The sequence below is a fragment of the Fertoeibacter niger genome (assembly GCF_009380135.2).
Taxonomy (GTDB): Bacteria; Pseudomonadota; Alphaproteobacteria; order Rhodobacterales; family Rhodobacteraceae; genus Fertoeibacter; species Fertoeibacter niger.
Genome location: NZ_WHUT02000001.1, coordinates 629,328 through 645,740 on the forward strand (window position 1 = coordinate 629,328; position 16,413 = coordinate 645,740).

Consider the following 16,413-nt stretch of genomic DNA (forward strand, 5'->3'; position numbering starts at 1 on the left):
AATCAGGTGTCCCATGTCACGCTCTCTGCCACTGTCGCCGTTGACCTCTCTTGCCGCACATCACCCGCTGCCGCCCTTCGCGCGCGTGGCGTTCAATGTGGCTTTGGTCATCCTGGCCTGGGAAGAGCGCCGACAGAGCCGCCGGCATCTTGCCAGGCTGGATAAGCATATGTTGCGCGACATCGGCATGACGCTGCGCGAGGCCGAGGACGAGGTGGCCAAACCCTTCTGGCGTGGCTGAGGCCCGCTGTTGATACTCCCCACTGGGGCCGGGGCAACCCGGCCCTTTTTTATTGGCCCGCCGGTGTTGCTCGGCCCTTGCCGGCAAACAAAAAGGCCCGCCGGAATGGCGGGCCTTTTGCAGGATGTGGCAGGTATCAGCGCTTGGAGAACTGGAAGCTGCGGCGGGCCTTGGCCTTGCCGTATTTCTTCCGTTCCACCACACGGCTGTCGCGGGTCAGGAAGCCTGCGGCTTTCAGCGCGCCGCGCAGGCTGGGTTCATAAAGCTGCAGGGCTTTCGACACGCCATGCTTCACCGCACCGGCCTGGCCCGACAGGCCGCCACCGGCCACGGTGGCCATCACGTCGAACTGGCCTTCCACACCGGCAACGGTGAAGGGCTGGCGCAGGATCATCTGCAACACCGGGCGGGCGAAGTATTCCGCCATGGTCTTGCCGTTCACCACGACCTTGCCGGAACCCGGCTTGATCCACACACGGGCGACGGCGTTCTTGCGCTTGCCGGTGGCATAGGCGCGGCCCAGCTTGTCACGCACCGGCACGCGGACGATGGCGATGGGGGCAGCGGCGGCAGGGGTGTCGGCGACGACCGATTTCAGATCGTCGAGGGATTTGATATCGGCCATGCTCATGCGCTCCGGGTGTTCTTCGGGTTCAGCGAAGCCAGATCCATCACGATCGGCTGCTGGGCCTCATGCGGGTGATCGGCGCTGGCATAGACGCGCAGATTGGTCATCTGCTGGCGGCCAAGGCTGTTGCGGGTGATCATGCGCTCAACCGCTTTCACGACCACACGCTCGGGGTGGGCACCGTCAAGCACCTGCGCCGCCGTGCGGAACTTGATGCCGCCCGGGTGGCCGGTGTGCCAGTAGTAGCGCTTGTCAGCGCGCTTGTTGCCGGTCATCTGCACCTTGTCGGCGTTGATGACGATCACGTTGTCGCCCATGTCCATGTGCGGGGTGAAGGTCGGCTTGTTCTTGCCGCGCAGGATATTGGCCACGATGGTGGCGAGACGGCCCAGAACGATGCCTTGGGCGTCGATCAGGATCCATTTCTTGTCAATATCCGCCGGGGTAGCGGTGAAGGTTTTCATGGGGAACCCTATGGAGTGATGCCGGGGTTGCCCCCCGCGAATTCGGATGGGGGTGTTTCGGGCATTTTGCGCGTCGCGTCAAGGGGCGCATTCCAGTTAAAATCACATGAAAACATGTGCTTGCAATATAGGTATCTATTTACCCCAAAAACCGCCGGTCCGTTGAGCCGATTTTTCGCAGAAAAATCACCCCCGGCCCGGTCAACGCAGGATCGGCGGGCGCGACGGGTCCATCCCCGGGGCGGCGGGGGCGGTGGGTTCGCGCGGTTCCGGCTGCGGCAGATCGAACCGCAGCGCCACGCGCGCCATGGCGGCAGTGGCCGGATCAGCCGCGCCCAGAAAGGTCACATCCATCTCGCCCGCCTCGATGCCGGAAAATGTCAGCGCCTCGGCCACCGCGCGCGCCAACGCGCCCTCGGCCCCCGGTGCGGCCCCCACCAGCGCCAGCATGTGCCCGCGCCGCCCGCCCGCATAGGTCACTCCCGCCAGCAGCGCGTGGTCGGCCAGACCGGCGGCGCGGGCCAGCTTGGCATCCAGCCCCTCCAGCAGCGCCTGCGGCAGGCCCATCGGCGCATGGAACGCCTCGGGCCGCGCCTCTACCTCGTCAGGGCCATGCACCAGCGTTTCGGCCAGCCAGTCCACCGCCTCGGGTGGCAGCAGCATCGAGGACGGCGCGGCCCCCAGATTGATGCCCAGCCCGATACCCTGCCCTGCCAGTTGCGCGGCGATCACCCGGCCCGGCAGGGCGGCATAGGGCGCGGGAATGCCGGTAAAGCCCGCCAGCCGTTCCTCGGTATCGAACACCAGCACCACCGGGCCATCCTCCAGATCGAACACCTTGGGGGTCAGGTTGTCGCCGCTGGGCTCTTCCTCCAGCAGCAGGAACATCTCGCCATCGGCCAGCCGTTCGTAGAACCGCAGCCGGGCGGCGTGATCGCCGGGTTTGGCTTCCATCACGGCATGGGCGGCGTCAAGCGGGGTCATGGCGGTTCCTTTGCGGTGGCGGGCGTCGATGGGCGGATGCGGCCCCACCTAATCCGCCTGCCCCTGCCGGGCAAGGGCACAGGCCGGCCCGGCCATTGCCCTTGCCTTGCCTTGCACTTTGCCGACATAATGCTGCCCAGAAGTGCGCATAAGAAAAATGACCGGGCGTTAAAGAAGATCCGGTATGCGGGACGCACCGCTGTTGGGGCGCAGGCCAAGGGCACGTCGATGATCGAGTTCGAGAATGTCAGCAAGTCCTTCTGGACGGGCACACGGCGCAAGGTGATCCTTGACCGGGCCTCGTTCCGGGTAGAGCTTGGCAATTCGCTCGGCATCCTGGCCCCCAATGGCGCGGGCAAGACCACGATCATCAACATGATGGCTGGGCTGGAAAAACCCGATGAGGGCAAGGTGCTGCGGTCCTCGCGCATCTCGTTCCCGCTGGGGTTCATGGGCGGGGTGGTCAGCAAACATTCCGGCACCGAAAACGCCCGCTACATCGCGCGGCTTTACGGCCTCGATGCCGATTATGTCGAAAGTTTCTGCCGCTGGCTGTGCGGGATCGCCGAATATTTCGACATGCCGGTGGGCACCTATTCCTCGGGCATGCGGTCACGCTTCTCGTTTTCGCTGATGCTGGCGCTGGAGTTTGACATCTATCTGATCGACGAAGGCATGCCCGCCACGACCGATGTCGAATTCAACCGCAAGGCGGGCAGCATCCTGCGCGAAAGGCTGAAGAATTCCACCGTGGTCGTGGTGTCGCATCAGGCGCAGACGCTGGAGAAATTCTGCCGCTCGGCGGCCGTGCTGCGCAACGGGCAGCTTTACATGTTCGAAACCCTGGAAGAAGCGAAACGTCTTTATGACTATGAAGCTCACAGCTAAGCGGTTCCGCATCCGTCGCCCCGATCTGGTGGTGGCCCCGCCGCCGCGCATGCAGGCGGGCGGGCAGTCGGGAACACAGTCGGGCGAACATCTGTTCAGCCCGCCGGATGACGATGGTTTCGGCCCGCTGCGCTATCCCTCTGCCGCGCCCGATGGCACGCCCGCCACCGGCCCCACCGATCTGGATTCGATCCGGCACGAAGGGTTGACGGGGCGCCAATTGCGCATGGCGCGGCGCGTGGCGCAAAAGCACGGCCTGCCCGCCACATCCGATTTCGACGCGGTGCGCCTGCTGCGGCAAGCGGGCATCGACCCGTTCCAGCGCAACAACATGCTTGAACTCGTGACTTCTGACGGTGAACCCACCGAAGCCTCGCGCGCGCTGGCGCCCCTGCCGCGCGGCGACGGGGTGCAATTGCCCGGCAGCCTGCGCCCGCTGAAAGTGCCCACGACCGAGGTGCGGGCCGAGCAAAGCCACGCCGCCGATATCATGCGCATCCAGCGTGACATCGCCAAACGCCGCCGCCGCAAGATGATCCTGCTGACCTCGCGGCTGCTGTTCTTCGTGATGCTGCCCACGCTGCTGGCGGGCTATTATTATCACGTCGTGGCCACGCCGCTTTTTGCCACGAAGTCAGAATTCGTGATCCAGCAGGCGGAAAGCCCGGCGGCGGCGGGCATGGGGGGCCTGCTAAGCGGCACCAGCTTTGCCACGTCGCAAGACAGTATCGCGGTGCAAGGCTATTTGCAGTCGCGCGATGCCATGCTGCGGCTGGACAGTGACATCGGTTTCCGCGACCAGTTCAGCCAGCCCGAGATCGACCCGCTGCAACGCCTGGCCCCCGATGCCACACAAGAGGCGGTCTACAAGGTTTATCAGCGCAACGTGAAAATCGCCTATGACCCGACCGAAGGCATCATCAAGATGGAGGTGGTGGCCCCTGACCCCGCCGTTGCCGCACGCTATGCGCAGGCGCTGATCGGCTATGCCGAGGAACAGGTGGATCAGCTGACCACCCGCATGCGCGAAGACCAGATGGCAGGCGCGCGCGACAGCTATGAAGACACCGAGGCCAAGATGCTGGAGGCACAGCGCCGCGTGGTCGAATTGCAGGAACGCTTCAAGGTGCTGTCGTCCGAGGTGGAGGTGACGCTGATCACCACGCAGCTGGGCCAGTTGGAAACCCAACTGACCACCGACCGCCTGTCGCTGATGCAGATGGAATCGAACGCCAACCCCAATGCCGCGCGGATGGAACCGTTGCGCCGCCGCATCGCCTCGCTTGAGGCGGAGATCGCCTCGGTGCGGGCGAAACTGACCGAAGACGGCGAAAGCGGGTTGTCGCTGGCCAAGGTGCAAAGCGAATTGCTGGTGGCGCAGGCCGATGTGCAGACGCGCCAACTGATGCTGGCGCAATCGCTGCAATCGCTGGAAACCGCGCGGGTCGAGGCGAACCGGCAGGTGCGCTATCTGTCGGTCTCGGTCAGCCCGGTGGCCCCGGATGCGCCCAGCTATCCGCGCGCCTTTGAAAATACACTGGTGGCAATGCTGATCTTTGCGGGTATTTACCTGATGATCTCGATGACCGCAGCGATCCTGCGCGAACAGGTCTCGGCGTAAGGACGAAGTGATGAAAGACGTGATGATCGGCGGGCTGACCGTCGGCAATGACCAGCCTTTGCTGGTGATCGCGGGCCCCTGCCAGCTGGAAAGCCTGGATCATGCCCAGATGATTGCGGGCGTGATGGCAGAGGCCTGCAAGGCTGCGGGAGCGCAATATGTGTTCAAGGCCAGCTATGACAAGGCCAACCGCACCTCGCTGAAAGGCAAGCGCGGCATGGGGATGGAGGCGGGGCTGGAGGTGCTGGCGGCGATCCGCGCCATGGGCATCCCGGTGCTGACCGACATCCACGATGCCGATCAGGCGCGCGCAGCGGCGCAGATGGTGGATGTGATCCAGATACCGGCGTTCCTGTGCCGCCAGACCGATCTCTTGATCGCGGCGGGTGAGACGGGCGCTGTGATCAACATCAAGAAGGGCCAGTTTCTGGCGCCCTGGGACATGGCGAATGTGGCCGACAAGGTGGCCTCGACCGGCAACGAGAAAATCCTGCTGACCGAACGCGGCGTGTCCTTCGGCTATAACGCGCTGGTGGCCGACATGCGCAGCCTGCCCACCATGGTGAAAACCGGCTATCCGGTGATCATGGACGCCACCCATTCGGTGCAGCAACCGGGGGGCCTTGGCGGGGCCACCGGTGGGCAGCGTGAATTTGCCCCGGTGATGGCCCGCTGCGCCGTCAGCATCGGCATTGCGGGCGTGTTCATCGAAACGCATCAGGATCCCGACAATTCGCCGTCAGACGGGCCGAACATGGTGCATCTGCACCAGATGCCCGCACTTGTCGCCAGCCTGATGGATTTCGATCGGCTGGCCAAGGCCAACCCGCTGCGGGTGTGATCTGATCTGGTCCCTGTCCGCTGATCCGGCCTGCCGGTGTTCTTTGCTGTGACACGCGAAGAAGGCCGTTCAGGCCTGATGAGCGTGGGGTGCCTTACAGCGCCCGCATGGCCCGGCCCAGCAGATTGCCCCGGCGCAGGGTGGCGGCAGGATAGCGCGGGTCGTCGCGGATCAGCGCAAGGCTGAAATCCGGCTCCACCCGGCGCAGGTCGGCCAGCACCTGATGCGCCTTTTCCACCCGGCCCGCCACCAGATGCAGCACCACCAGATGCCGCATCGGCGCGCGAAACGATGGCGCACGCACATGCGCCGCCTGATAAAACGCCGTCGCGGCCTCCAGTTGCCCCATCGACATGGCCGCCAGCCCCGCCAGCGAATCCCACCAGAAGGAATAGATCGACCGCCCGGCAACCGAGGCGCTGCGCCGTGCCGCGCGCAACGCGTCTTCCGACCGGCCCATGCGCAGATGCGCGCCTGACAGTGCGGCATGGGTAAAGGCGTTGAACGGGCTCAGCGCCGCCGCATCGCGGGCCAGCGCGAACCCTGCCTCGGGGTTGGCATCCAGCATCACCCTGACCTGCGACACCAGCGCCAGCACCAAGGGGTTGGCCCCCGGCACCTCCACCGCCTTGCGCGCGAATTCGTCGGCCTCGGCGCGCAGGCGTTCCCAGTCGGGCTCGGTGCGCTCTACCGCCATGATCTGCCGCAGATAGCCGCGCCAGGCATAGGCCCGCGCCGAGGGTGCGGCCGCCAGCACATCCTGCAACCGCCTGTCGGCGCGGCGCAGCTTGTCGGCCTCGAAGGTGAACATGTCGCGCATCGCCAGCGAGATCGCCGCATCGCCCCAGGCCTTGTGCTCCACCGGTGCAGGCAGGGCCGCAGTGGCGGCATAGGCGGCCTCGGCAGCCTGGAACACGATCTGCGGAAATTCGCCCTCGGCGATCAGGTCGGGCTGGTCCAGCGGCAGGGTGGCCCGGCGCGACCACAGCACCTGCCGCGACCCCAGCGCGGTCAGCGATACCAGCATGTGCAGCACGCCGCCGCTGGCCGCGCCGTTGATCGACAGTTCCATTCCACGCCCGGGCAGCAGCACCGGGCCCATGTGGCCCTGATCCGAAAACACCTCGACCTCGGCGAATTCGCCGATCAGCCGGGCAATGGCATCGACCAGCGCCAGCCCCACGAAACCGCCGATGCCTTCGGGCAGTTGCTGCGGCCGCACCAGCAGCGGCAGCACCGCCTGCACGATCTGGCCCCGCCGATCGGCGGGATAGGCGTGATCGACCGTCAGCCGCAGCCGTTCGCTGCGCAGCCAATCCTCGAATTCCTGATCGCCGATATCCAGCCCTTCCAGAAACTCGCGCCCCGAGACCAGCGCGCGCCGCGCCCCCTCGGGGTCTTGATCCAGGTCGGTTTCCAGCCCCGGAAAGGCAATGGTGTCACGGTCGCTGATCAGCCGGTGCGCATGTTCGCCCAAGGCACGCCGGATCTCTGTCAGCGCCTGGCGCATGCTGCCGCTGGCCTGATCTGCGCCCCGGTCCGACCACAGCTTGCCCTCCAGCCAGCGCCGCCCGCGCCGCCGTTCGGGCACGCGCCCCAGCATGGCCAGAATCGCACGGGCCTTGGCGCTGCGCGGGGTCAGGTCACGCCCCCCGTCATCGCGCAGCTCCACTGTGCCGATCAGTTGCAGTTTCATGGTATTCCGATGATTTCCCCAAGGTCAGCGTAGCGAAACATGGGGCCAGCAGCAATATCCGTGAAAAATACGCCAAACGGGCCGGGGGCTTGCGATCTGGCATTGATCGGGGCGGGCCATGCCGCATGCTGGGGCCTGTCTTGCGGAAAACGGGGGAAGATATGTCGGTCAGCGGTGTTCACGGTGTGCATGGTGTTCATGGGGTGCATGGCGTCCACGGGGTTCATGGCGTGCATGGGGTTCACGGGGTGCATGGCGTCCACGGGGTGCATGGCGTGCATGCTGCGGGTGGCGGCTCGCCGGGGCTGAGTTCGGCACTGGCCCTGACCGCCGAGGCGCTGATGGGCTATTGGGATGGCAACCAGAGCGGGTATTGGAAGGGCACAGAACCCTTTGCCCCCTCGACCAACAAGGTGGAGGAGTTGCGCCGCCTTGACAGCCTGCAACCCGATGCCCGCATCGCCGTGCTGACGCACGAGGCGATGTCGCTGTTTGACGTGATGCCCAAGAACGGCAATGTGCTGCTGAAGGCGGGCGGCAAGACGGTGCTGACGCTGACCTCGCCCACCCTGGCGGATCTGGAGCTGCAACTGCCGATCCTGCGCATGGCATCTGATCTGCGCGGCGACCGGATGGCCGAGATTCTGGCGCAGCAGGGTGACATGCTGTCGTTCTTCGGGGCGCAGCAGCCGCTGAACTGGAACCGCAAGCGCTGGACGATGATCTTTCTGCATGCGGTCTACAATGCCGTGTCGTCGCAAGAGATGCGGATCAAGCATTTCTGCTCGGTGCCGCGGCCCAACGCCCTGTCGCCGCAGGTGCAGCCGGTCATCGCCACGCCGGGGCATTCGGCCTATCCCAGCGGGCACGCGACCGAGGCTTTTGCCTTTGCCGCCGTGCTGGCCTGCCTGCGCATGGCGGTGGAAAACCCCGGCACCTCGCCCGTGGCGGCGGTGCGCGATGCCTTGGGCGTGATGCCCGCCCCCGGTGCGCCCGAGGCTGCGGGCGCGCCCGATGCGCTGACGCTGCTGTTCCGGCTGGCCGCGCGCATCGCCGACAACCGCACGGTGGCGGGGGTGCATTACCCGGTGGATTCGGCGCATGGCGCGTTGCTTGGTGTGGCCTCGGCCATGGCGCTGGTGGCCCATGCCGAAGGTGTGGCAACCCCCCTGCCCGTTCTGGCGGCGCGCGGCAGCGACTGGGTCATCCCGGCGGCAGGCGGGCAACCGGCCACTGCAAAGGATTTCACCCTGCGCGACTGGCGCGTGGCGCTGGCCACCGCCCCGGGCGCTGCGGATGCCTGGCAGACCGGCGACAGCTATGCCATGGCCAAGCCCGCTGCATGGCACAGCCTGCCTGCGGTCTGGAAAGCGGCGGTGGCGGAATGGTGACATGACACCGGGGGGCTAACAGCCCCCCGGTGTCATCAGCCTTGGCTGGGGGCCAAGACTGCCGGCCTTGCTGGGGAACGCGGCCGGATGGCGGTGCGGGAAAGAACCGGCCTCAGGCCAGCTCCCCCGCATGGGTATAGGCGGCCTGCCCGGCCAGCGCGCCCCAGCCGGTCAGCCGGTCTTTCGGCGCATTGGGCGGCACAGGGGTTTTCAGCAGGTCGTTCAGCACCACGCTGCCCGCCCCGGCCAGATAGGCGCGCAGCAGGGCGCGCGCCACGGCGGGGGCCGCCACCGATGTGCCCGACAGCCGCTGCACCGCACCCGACAGCACGCCCGACGTGCGCCGCCCGAACAGATGCGATCCGTCATCGGCCAGAGCCACCAGTGACGGCCCGGTGCTTTGCCGCAGGCCCGCGCCGGGTGCAGCGCAGGCGGCCCCGGGGGCAGCCGTGGCATCCAGCCCCTCGGCGGAATACAGCGAGGATACCGTGTCATCGCCGCCGCCCACACGCGGCTTGATCGAGCCCACCAACAGGATGCGCGGGTCAATGGCCCCGGCATGGGCGGCGCTGCTGCCCAGCCGCGACACGACGCAGGTCTGCATTTGGGCCCCCGGCATACCCGCCTCCAGCGGTCTGATCCAGTCACGGGTCTGGATATCCCATTCCCAGGCCAGCGGGTGATCCAGCCAGCTTTGCCGCCCCAGCGGGCGATAACCTGCGGGCGTGTCGTCGCGCTGCACATGGAACGACACGACAACACCCGCAGCATCCGCGCCCGTCACCTCTACCCGCCAGCGCCCGGCGGGGGCCAGCGGCCCGGCATCCACCCGCGCCGAGGGCGCCAGCGCCAGCAGCAGCGCCGCATGATGCACCTCGGCCAGCGGCAGGACGGCGGCCAGCGGCCCTGCCCCGGCGGGGCCTGCCACCTGCCAGCCCTGCGCCGCCTCGGCCCAGGTCATATCCAGCACATCGACCCGCCCGTCAGGCGCCACCAGCCGCAGGCGCAGCCCCGCCGTGGCCCCGGCAGGCGCGCGAATCTCCAGAAAGCTGGGGCTGTGGTCATCGGGCAGAAGGCACCAGTCCAGCGCGGCAGGGCTGCCCGCCGCCACGCAGGCCCGGCCATAGAGCCGCTGGCGGTGGGCATTGCCGTAGGGCAGCACCACATGCAGATCGGCCCCGGTCAGCGCGTGATAGCGCCCCGCCTCATAGGTCAGCCATTCCGCCAGAAAGGCCGTGTCATCGCCCGGCCCGCCCAGGCTGCCCAAGCTGATATTCACCACCAGCGGTCCGCCGCCACGCGCCAGCGCCTCGGCCACCAGCCAGCGCAGGCCCTGCACCACAAAAGGCTCCAGCCGCCGCCCCGATGTGTCGATCACCGCCGCCGGGGGCAGTTGCACCGCCAGCACATCGACCGCGCGCATCGCCGCATCATCGGCATCGCCGCCTTCGGCCAGCGCCCCCGCCGCCGCATCCAGCACCTGCGCGCCATGGCTGACGCGGTGGTTGGTGCTGTGGCGGTGGATCACCGGCAGCAGCGCCCGGTTCTTGCGGCGGTAGATGTCGGCCTCTTCCTCGCCACTGGCCAGCAGGGCATCAATATCAGCCGCGCGCAACACGCGGCCTGCGTGGATCAGGCCGCCCGACACCCCCGGAACAACCCGCGCATCGGCTTGAAGCCAGACGGCACGCACCCGGCTTTGGCCCGGCCCGCGCCTCAGCCGCGCGTGCAGAAAGGCGATGCCATCGTCGATCACCCCCAGCAGCGGCGTGGCGGGGGCCATGCCACCAGCAGCCAGCAAGCCTTGCCCCGCAGGCAGGCCATCGGCTGCGCCCGGCTGGTCTGGCAGCGGCAGCGGCGGGCCCACATGCAGCACATCGGCCACCGCCATGATCGCGCCGATCTGCCCGCGCGGCGCGTGCAGCACCAGACGCAGCCCGGCAACCGGCGGCCCGGCAGGCGGCCATTCGGTGGCAATCCCGTCCAGCTCGGCCTGCGTCAGAAACGCGCCACCGGCCACCAGCCCGTTCAGCAGCGCCATCAGCGCGGCATGGTCGGGCACGGCAGAATCATGCAGGCGCAGGAAAAGCGGCACGACTTGCGCCCCGGCAAGGCCCGGGGTCTGCAACGATTCCCAATCCGCATAGCCCCATTGCGGCGTTGCGCCAAAGCCCGTCCAACCCGGCATGATCACCCTCCGCCTGCCACTGCTTGGCGCCATCCTGCCACAGCCGCAGGGGCAGAAAAGCCGCCCCGCCCGCAATTCGCGGATTTTTCACGACCCCGCGCGCGGCCCCCAGCTGCGGCTCACGTCCAATTCACGGCCTTCGGGCATTGCTGAACCTGCGGCCCCTTTGTGTCGGGCCATTGCGAGGGGTTTGCCTGCCATGCCAAGTTTTTCCGAAGAAATAACATTCAGCGCCACGCCGATCGCCAGCCGACTGACGGTGAACGGTGCCCTGCGCCCCGCGCGCAACAGCGTGAATACCGCGCTGATCGGCATGCCGCGCGGCACCTATACACAGGATTGCCAGAACCCCACCAACCCGGCCTTCATCGCCATGGTCGAGACGGCGGATATGGGGCCGTTCCGGGTGACGGGCCTGCGCCCCGCCGTGCGTGCGCTGCGCCGCATCATGGATGACATCCAGGCCGAACAACCGGCGATCCACCGCGTGCTGGGCTCGGCCGGCATGCTGTGCTGCCGGCTGGTCAGAGGGTCGTCCACGTCAATCTCCAACCACGCCTGGGGCATCGCGGTTGACCTGACCATCGAGGGCAGGCTTGACGGCTACAACGACGGTCTGGTGCAGCGCGGGCTGGTCGAGATCTACCCGATCTTCAACCGCCATGGCTTTTACTGGGGCGCGGCCTTTCCGCGCGAGGATTCGATGCATTTCGAGGCGTCAGACCAACTGGTGCAGAAATGGGCCAGGGATGGCGAATTCGGCACCCCCGCCAGCGTGCCGCCACGCGCGCTGACCATCGGCGACCGTGGCCCCGCCGTGCTGGCGCTGCAAATGGCGCTGAACCGCGCGCTGGCCCCGGTGGAAATCGACGAGGACGGCATTTTCGGCAAGGACACGCGGGCCGCCGTTCTGGCCTTTCAGGCGCAGCGCGGGTTGACCCCCGACGGGCAGGGATCAGGCGTGGTGCTGGAGGCTCTCGGCCTGAAATGACCGAACCCGGCCCCGGGGGAAAGGCTGCCCCCCACCGCGGCATCGACGTGCTGCATGGCACTGTCGCGCAATATCTTGACCCGGCGAACCCCGATCTGCTGGACCGCTGGGCCATTGTTGCCGACTGGGTCAAGGCGCAGGCCGATGCCGGGCTGTCGCCGCATGGCAAGGCCACCGTCACACCCGTCGGGCCGCAGATCAGGGGGCTGGATGCGGCGGGGCACAATTTCGAAGGGGTGAATTTCGCCTCGCAGGATTGTCTGGGTCTTGGCAGCCACCCGCGTGTCGTCGCGGCGGCAATGGCGGCGGCGCAAAGCTCGGGCGTGCATGCCGGGGGGCCTGCCGGGCTGATGGGGCTTTCGACCCGCAGCATCGCGCTGGAACAGCGCATCGCCCGATTTCTGCGCTGCGCCGATGCCACGCTGTTTCCCGGCGGCGGGGGCGCGGGCCAGGCCGTGCTGCGCGCCCTGCTGCGCCCCGGCGACCATCTGGTGCTGGATGCTGCCGCCCCGGCATCCTGGCACGAGGCGGGGCGCGCCGCCATGGCCAGCCTGCATGCCGTGCCGCCCGATGCGGCGGCGGTGGCGGGCACGCTGGCCGCGATCCGTGGCAGGGCGCACGATGCGGGCATACTGCTGATGATCGAAGCCCTGACATCCAGCGGCAGCACCAGCCCCGATCTGACCGCGCTTTGCGATCTGGCCCGCCGCTGGCGCGCGACGTTTCTGGTGGATGTCTCGCAGGATCTGGGCGCGCTTGGCCCGACAGGCGGCGGCGTGATCGAAGAGCAGGGCCTGCCGGGTGAGATCGACATCGTGACCGGCGGCTTTGCCATGGTGTTTGCGGGCAATGGCGGCTTTGTGGCCGGGCGGCATCCGGCGCTGAAGACCGCGCTGCGGCTGGGGGCCGGTGCGCAGGGCGGCGGCTGCGCGCTGTCACCCGTGCTGACCGCCAGCGTGCATGCCGCCATTACCATTGTGGACAGTATCGAAGGCCAGGACAGGCGGCAGCGGCTGATGGCCAATGTGCTGGCCCTGCGCGGCGCGCTGGCGGCGCAGGGCTTTGTGCCGGGGGGCCGCCCGGGGCCGATGGTGCCGCTGGCCCTGGGTGATGCCGCCACCGCCCGCCGCATGACCGCCGCCATGCTGGCGCGGGGCGGCATCGTCAATCTGGTGGAAGGCCCGGGGGGCTGGCACTGGCCGCTGATGGTGATGGCCGATCACAGCGCCGAAGACATCGCTCGCATGCCCGCCCTTGCGGCCATGGCCCGGGCAGCATTGCACGAGGCTGACCTTGGCAGCACCGCACAAACCCCCTAACCAACGGCCACCCGCCGCAAAGCAAGACCCCGGCGCGGCGGCACCGGGGTTCGCATGCCGTCATGCCAGCGTCAGTCCTGCGCGCGGCCCTGATAGGAATTGTCTTCGGTGTTGATCACGATGCGCGTGCCGGCCCCGATATGCGGCGGCACCATCACCCGCACGCCGTTGGTGCAGATCGCGGGCTTGTAGGATGAGCTGGCCGTCTGGCCCTTCACCACCGGCTCGGTCTCTGCAATCTCTACCGTCAGCTTCTGCGGCAGTTCGACCGAAAGCGCGACACCCTCGAAGGTTTTCAGATAAACCTTCAGCCCGTCGGCCAGAAACACGCGTGCGTCGCCCACCACATCGGGATGCACGGCGATCTGTTCATAGGTGGTCGGCTCCATGAAATGAAAGCCCTCGCCGTCTTCATAAAGGAAATCATACTCCCGCTCGTCCACCGTGGCCTTTTCCACCATCTCGGTGGTGCGCCAGCGTTCGGCCACCTTCACCCCGTCGGAAATGCGGCGCATATCGACGGATGTGGTGGGCGTGCCCTTGCCGGGATGAAAATTCTCGGCGCTGAGAACGACATACAGCCGCCCGTCCAGTTCGACGACATTCCCTTTGCGCAGGCTCGAAGCGATGACTTTCACTGAGGTCTTCCTTGTGGTTGCAGGGCCCGCCAAGTAAGCAGCGCGGGCTTTGCCCTGCCGCTTAGCGCATCCTGATGAAAATCGCCAGCCGAAAGCCGATGCCATGACCCCCTGGTGGAATGCCACAACCCATGCCGACCGCCGCCCGCTGCTGATCACCCGCAACCGCATTCAGGCGGCGCTGCGCGGCTGGTTCGCCGATCAGGGCTTTACCGAGGTGGATACCGCCGCCTTGCAGGTCAGCCCGGGGAACGAGGCGCATCTGCATGGTTTTGCGACCGAGGCCATCGGCAATGATGCCGTGGCCCGCCCGATGTATCTGCACACCAGCCCCGAATTCGCGATGAAGAAACTGCTGGCGGCCGGCGAGACCCGCATCGCGGCCTTTGCCCATGTCTGGCGCAACCGCGAACGGGGCGCCCTGCACAGCCCCGAATTCACCATGCTGGAATGGTATCGCACGGGCGAGGATTACACCGTGCTGATGGAGGATTGCGCAGCCTTTCTGCGGCTGGCGGCGCGTGTGAACGGTGGTGGCCCGCTGCGCTACCGCGACCGCACCTGTGATGCCTTTGCCGAACCGGAACGGCTGGGCGTGGCAGAGGCGTTCCAGCGCCATGCGGGCATCGACCTGCTGGCCACGATCAACGCTGACGGCACGACCGATGCCGATGCCCTGCGGGCCGCTGTCACGGGCATCGGCCTGCGCGCCGTGGCGGATGACACATGGTCGGATCTCCTCAGCCGCGTTCTGGTGGTAAAGGTAGAGCCGCACCTGGGCCATGGCCGCATGACGGTGCTTGACCGCTACCCTGCCGCCGAGGCGGCCCTCGCCCGCCCCGCCGCCGATGACCCGCGCCTTGCCGAACGGTTCGAGCTTTATGCCTGCGGGGTGGAACTGGCCAATGGCTTTGGCGAACTGACCAACCCCGCCGAACAGCGCCGCCGCTTCGGGCTGGAGATGGACGAAAAGCAGCGCGTTTACGGCGAGCGTTACCCGCTGGACGAGGATTTTCTGGCGGCGCTGGCCCATATGCCACCCGCATCGGGCATCGCTTTGGGCTTTGACCGGCTGGTGATGCTGGCCACCGGAGCCCCAAGGATCGACGATGTGATCTGGACGCCGGTGGCGGGCTGACCCCCTGCCCCGGCGAAGCCCCGCGCATCCGCCGCTTCGGCTTTGCCGCGCCCGCCGGATGGGTTAGGATGCGCCAAAGCAGCAAAAAACGGGCGGGCAGCATGCAGGCAACACGACGCACATTGATCTTGGGCGCTATCGCCATGGGCCTGTCGGCCTGTGGTGGCGGCATTGGGGCCAGACCCACAGGTGGCGGCGCGCGCGCGCCGGAACCGGTGCTGCAACCCGTGCCGAATGCGGGCTTTGACGCCTGGCTTGCGGGCTTTCGTGGCCGCGCCGCCGGTCAGGGCATATCCGCAGGCACGCTTGATGCCGCCCTGCGCACCGCGGGCTTTCTGCCCGGCGTGATCGAGCGTGACCGCAACCAGACCGAATTCACCCGCACGCTGGAGGATTATCTGGCGATCGCCGCATCGGATGAACGGGTGGCCAGTGGCCGCGCGGCGCTGGCGCAGAATAGCGGCGTGCTGGCCGAGATCGAATCCCGCTACGGCGTAGAGGCTGCGGTTGTCACTGCCGTCTGGGGGCTGGAAAGCCAGTATGGCGCGCGGCGCGGCAATGTGCCGGTGGTGTCGGCGCTGGCGACGCTGGCCTATGACGGGCGGCGCGGCGCGTTCTTTGAACAGCAACTGGTGGCGGCGCTGAAGATCCTGCAAAACGGCGATGTCACCCCGCAGGGCATGACCGGCAGCTGGGCCGGGGCGATGGGCCATACCCAGTTCATCCCCACATCCTACCTTGCCTATGCGGTGGATTTCCGCGGCGACGGGAGGCGCGACATCTGGTCGGATGATCCCACCGATGCGCTGGCTTCGGCGGGGGCTTACCTCTCACGCTCCGGCTGGACGCGGGGCCAGCCCTGGGGGGTGGAGGTGCGGCTGCCCGCCGGCTTCGGCGGGCCATTCGGGCGCAGCACCACCCGCAGCCCGGGCGACTGGGCGGCGCAGGGCGTGCGCGACATGGATGGCCGCGCGGTGCCCGATCATGGCGCAGCCTCAATCCTGATCCCGCAGGGGGCCTCTGGCCCGGCCTTCATGGTGTTCCGCAACTTCACCGTGATCACCCGCTACAACAACTCCGAGAATTATGTGATCGGCATCGGCCACCTGTCAGACCGGCTGCGCGGCGGCCCGGCAATCCGCGCCAGCTTCCCCCCCGACGCACAGGGCCTGACCAAAGCCGACCGGCAGGAGTTGCAACGCCGCCTGACCTCGGCGGGTTTTGACACGCAAGGCACGGATGGCGTGATCGGCAAGAACACCGAGACGGCGATCAGAGGCTATCAGCAGAGCGTGGGCCTGCCGGTAACGGGCGTGCCCTCGGCGGAACTGCTGGGGCGGTTGCGGTAAGGGAAAACGGGCGAGGAGCAGTCCCCGCCCGTTCAA

The 16,413-nt window shown here is 67.4% G+C and carries 15 protein-coding genes; 9 read left to right on the plus strand and 6 right to left on the minus strand.

The genetic code is table 11. From position 1 onward, the window contains the following. Positions 1–40 precede the first annotated feature (40 nt). On the plus strand, positions 41–241 hold the full coding sequence (locus GEU84_RS03035) for a DUF1127 domain-containing protein (protein ID WP_241427551.1): 201 nt from the start codon (positions 41–43) through the stop codon (positions 239–241). Positions 242–377: 136 nt separating this feature from the next. Here GEU84_RS03035 and rpsI read toward each other — a convergent pair whose 3' ends face one another. The 3 genes from rpsI to GEU84_RS03050 form a co-directional block, all read right to left on the minus strand. After that, the gene (rpsI, locus tag GEU84_RS03040) at positions 378–866 is read right to left on the minus strand and encodes a 30S ribosomal protein S9 (protein WP_152823995.1); all 489 of its coding nucleotides are present in this window, start codon (positions 864–866) and stop codon (positions 378–380) included. Between the two features lie 2 nt (positions 867–868). Continuing rightward, complete coding sequence (gene rplM / locus GEU84_RS03045) at positions 869–1,333, minus strand: 50S ribosomal protein L13 (protein WP_152823996.1); 465 nt, start codon at positions 1,331–1,333, stop codon at positions 869–871. A gap of 201 nt (positions 1,334–1,534) precedes the next feature. Further along, positions 1,535–2,317 carry an SseB family protein gene (locus GEU84_RS03050; RefSeq protein ID WP_152823997.1) on the minus strand — a complete coding sequence of 261 codons (783 nt, stop codon included), beginning with the start codon at positions 2,315–2,317 and terminating at the stop codon, positions 1,535–1,537. A 228-nt stretch (positions 2,318–2,545) separates the two neighbouring features. On the opposite strand from GEU84_RS03050, the gene GEU84_RS03055 reads away from it, so the two are divergent. Genes GEU84_RS03055 through kdsA form a run of 3 tightly spaced genes read left to right on the plus strand, consistent with a single transcriptional unit; the run spans position 2,546 to position 5,667 of the window. Next, positions 2,546–3,205, plus strand: coding sequence for an ABC transporter ATP-binding protein (locus GEU84_RS03055; RefSeq protein ID WP_152823998.1), 660 nt, complete (start codon positions 2,546–2,548; stop codon positions 3,203–3,205). After that, a complete protein-coding gene (locus tag GEU84_RS03060) occupies positions 3,189–4,826 on the plus strand; it encodes a capsule biosynthesis protein (RefSeq protein ID WP_338144745.1) in 1,638 nt (545 codons plus the stop codon). Before GEU84_RS03055 ends, GEU84_RS03060 begins: the two co-directional genes overlap by 17 nt. A gap of 10 nt (positions 4,827–4,836) precedes the next feature. Further along, positions 4,837–5,667, plus strand: a complete 831-nt coding sequence (kdsA, locus tag GEU84_RS03065) for a 3-deoxy-8-phosphooctulonate synthase (protein WP_152824000.1) — start codon at positions 4,837–4,839, stop codon at positions 5,665–5,667. Positions 5,668–5,761: 94 nt separating this feature from the next. On the opposite strand, the gene GEU84_RS03070 is transcribed toward kdsA, so the two are convergent. Further along, the gene (locus tag GEU84_RS03070; RefSeq protein ID WP_152824001.1) at positions 5,762–7,363 is read right to left on the minus strand and encodes an AfsR/SARP family transcriptional regulator; all 1,602 of its coding nucleotides are present in this window, start codon (positions 7,361–7,363) and stop codon (positions 5,762–5,764) included. 161 nt (positions 7,364–7,524) lie between these two features. Between GEU84_RS03070 and GEU84_RS03075 the strand changes: the two genes are divergently transcribed. Continuing rightward, a complete protein-coding gene (locus GEU84_RS03075; RefSeq protein WP_152824002.1) occupies positions 7,525–8,754 on the plus strand; it encodes a phosphatase PAP2 family protein in 1,230 nt (409 codons plus the stop codon). Between the two features lie 112 nt (positions 8,755–8,866). Here the strand turns inward: GEU84_RS03075 and GEU84_RS03080 are convergent, their stop codons facing one another. Next, a complete protein-coding gene (locus GEU84_RS03080; protein WP_152824003.1) occupies positions 8,867–10,942 on the minus strand; it encodes a S8/S53 family peptidase in 2,076 nt (691 codons plus the stop codon). A 199-nt stretch (positions 10,943–11,141) separates the two neighbouring features. Between GEU84_RS03080 and GEU84_RS03085 the strand changes: the two genes are divergently transcribed. Then, positions 11,142–11,933, plus strand: coding sequence for a M15 family metallopeptidase (locus GEU84_RS03085; protein WP_217438500.1), 792 nt, complete (start codon positions 11,142–11,144; stop codon positions 11,931–11,933). After that, the gene (locus GEU84_RS03090; RefSeq protein WP_152824004.1) at positions 11,930–13,252 is read left to right on the plus strand and encodes an aminotransferase class I/II-fold pyridoxal phosphate-dependent enzyme; all 1,323 of its coding nucleotides are present in this window, start codon (positions 11,930–11,932) and stop codon (positions 13,250–13,252) included. Before GEU84_RS03085 ends, GEU84_RS03090 begins: the two co-directional genes overlap by 4 nt. Before the next feature lie 71 nt (positions 13,253–13,323). Here the strand turns inward: GEU84_RS03090 and efp are convergent, their stop codons facing one another. Then, the gene (gene efp, locus GEU84_RS03095; RefSeq protein WP_174539285.1) at positions 13,324–13,890 is read right to left on the minus strand and encodes an elongation factor P; all 567 of its coding nucleotides are present in this window, start codon (positions 13,888–13,890) and stop codon (positions 13,324–13,326) included. Between the two features lie 103 nt (positions 13,891–13,993). On the opposite strand from efp, the gene epmA reads away from it, so the two are divergent. Further along, positions 13,994–15,028 (plus strand): EF-P lysine aminoacylase EpmA, encoded by a 1,035-nt coding sequence (epmA, locus tag GEU84_RS03100; RefSeq protein WP_152824006.1) that lies wholly within the window; start codon positions 13,994–13,996, stop codon positions 15,026–15,028. Positions 15,029–15,129: 101 nt separating this feature from the next. Beyond that, positions 15,130–16,377 (plus strand): lytic murein transglycosylase, encoded by a 1,248-nt coding sequence (locus GEU84_RS03105; RefSeq protein ID WP_152824007.1) that lies wholly within the window; start codon positions 15,130–15,132, stop codon positions 16,375–16,377. Positions 16,378–16,413 lie beyond the last annotated feature (36 nt).

Excerpts from the sequence above, each read along its gene's own strand:
- GEU84_RS03070 (WP_152824001.1), bottom strand. The coding sequence starts at position 7,363 with ATGAAACTGCAACTGATCGGCACAGTGGAGCTGCGCGATGACGGGGGG.
- GEU84_RS03060 (WP_338144745.1), top strand. The coding sequence starts at position 3,189 with ATGAAGCTCACAGCTAAGCGGTTCCGCATCCGTCGCCCCGATCTGGTG.
- GEU84_RS03090 (WP_152824004.1), top strand. The coding sequence starts at position 11,930 with ATGACCGAACCCGGCCCCGGGGGAAAGGCTGCCCCCCACCGCGGCATC.
- GEU84_RS03105 (WP_152824007.1), top strand. The coding sequence starts at position 15,130 with ATGCAGGCAACACGACGCACATTGATCTTGGGCGCTATCGCCATGGGC.
- GEU84_RS03080 (WP_152824003.1), bottom strand. The coding sequence starts at position 10,942 with ATGCCGGGTTGGACGGGCTTTGGCGCAACGCCGCAATGGGGCTATGCG.
- rplM (WP_152823996.1), bottom strand. The coding sequence starts at position 1,333 with ATGAAAACCTTCACCGCTACCCCGGCGGATATTGACAAGAAATGGATC.
- GEU84_RS03085 (WP_217438500.1), top strand. The coding sequence starts at position 11,142 with ATGCCAAGTTTTTCCGAAGAAATAACATTCAGCGCCACGCCGATCGCC.
- GEU84_RS03050 (WP_152823997.1), bottom strand. The coding sequence starts at position 2,317 with ATGACCCCGCTTGACGCCGCCCATGCCGTGATGGAAGCCAAACCCGGC.
- kdsA (WP_152824000.1), top strand. The coding sequence starts at position 4,837 with ATGAAAGACGTGATGATCGGCGGGCTGACCGTCGGCAATGACCAGCCT.
- epmA (WP_152824006.1), top strand. The coding sequence starts at position 13,994 with ATGACCCCCTGGTGGAATGCCACAACCCATGCCGACCGCCGCCCGCTG.
- GEU84_RS03075 (WP_152824002.1), top strand. The coding sequence starts at position 7,525 with ATGTCGGTCAGCGGTGTTCACGGTGTGCATGGTGTTCATGGGGTGCAT.
- rpsI (WP_152823995.1), bottom strand. The coding sequence starts at position 866 with ATGGCCGATATCAAATCCCTCGACGATCTGAAATCGGTCGTCGCCGAC.
- GEU84_RS03055 (WP_152823998.1), top strand. The coding sequence starts at position 2,546 with ATGATCGAGTTCGAGAATGTCAGCAAGTCCTTCTGGACGGGCACACGG.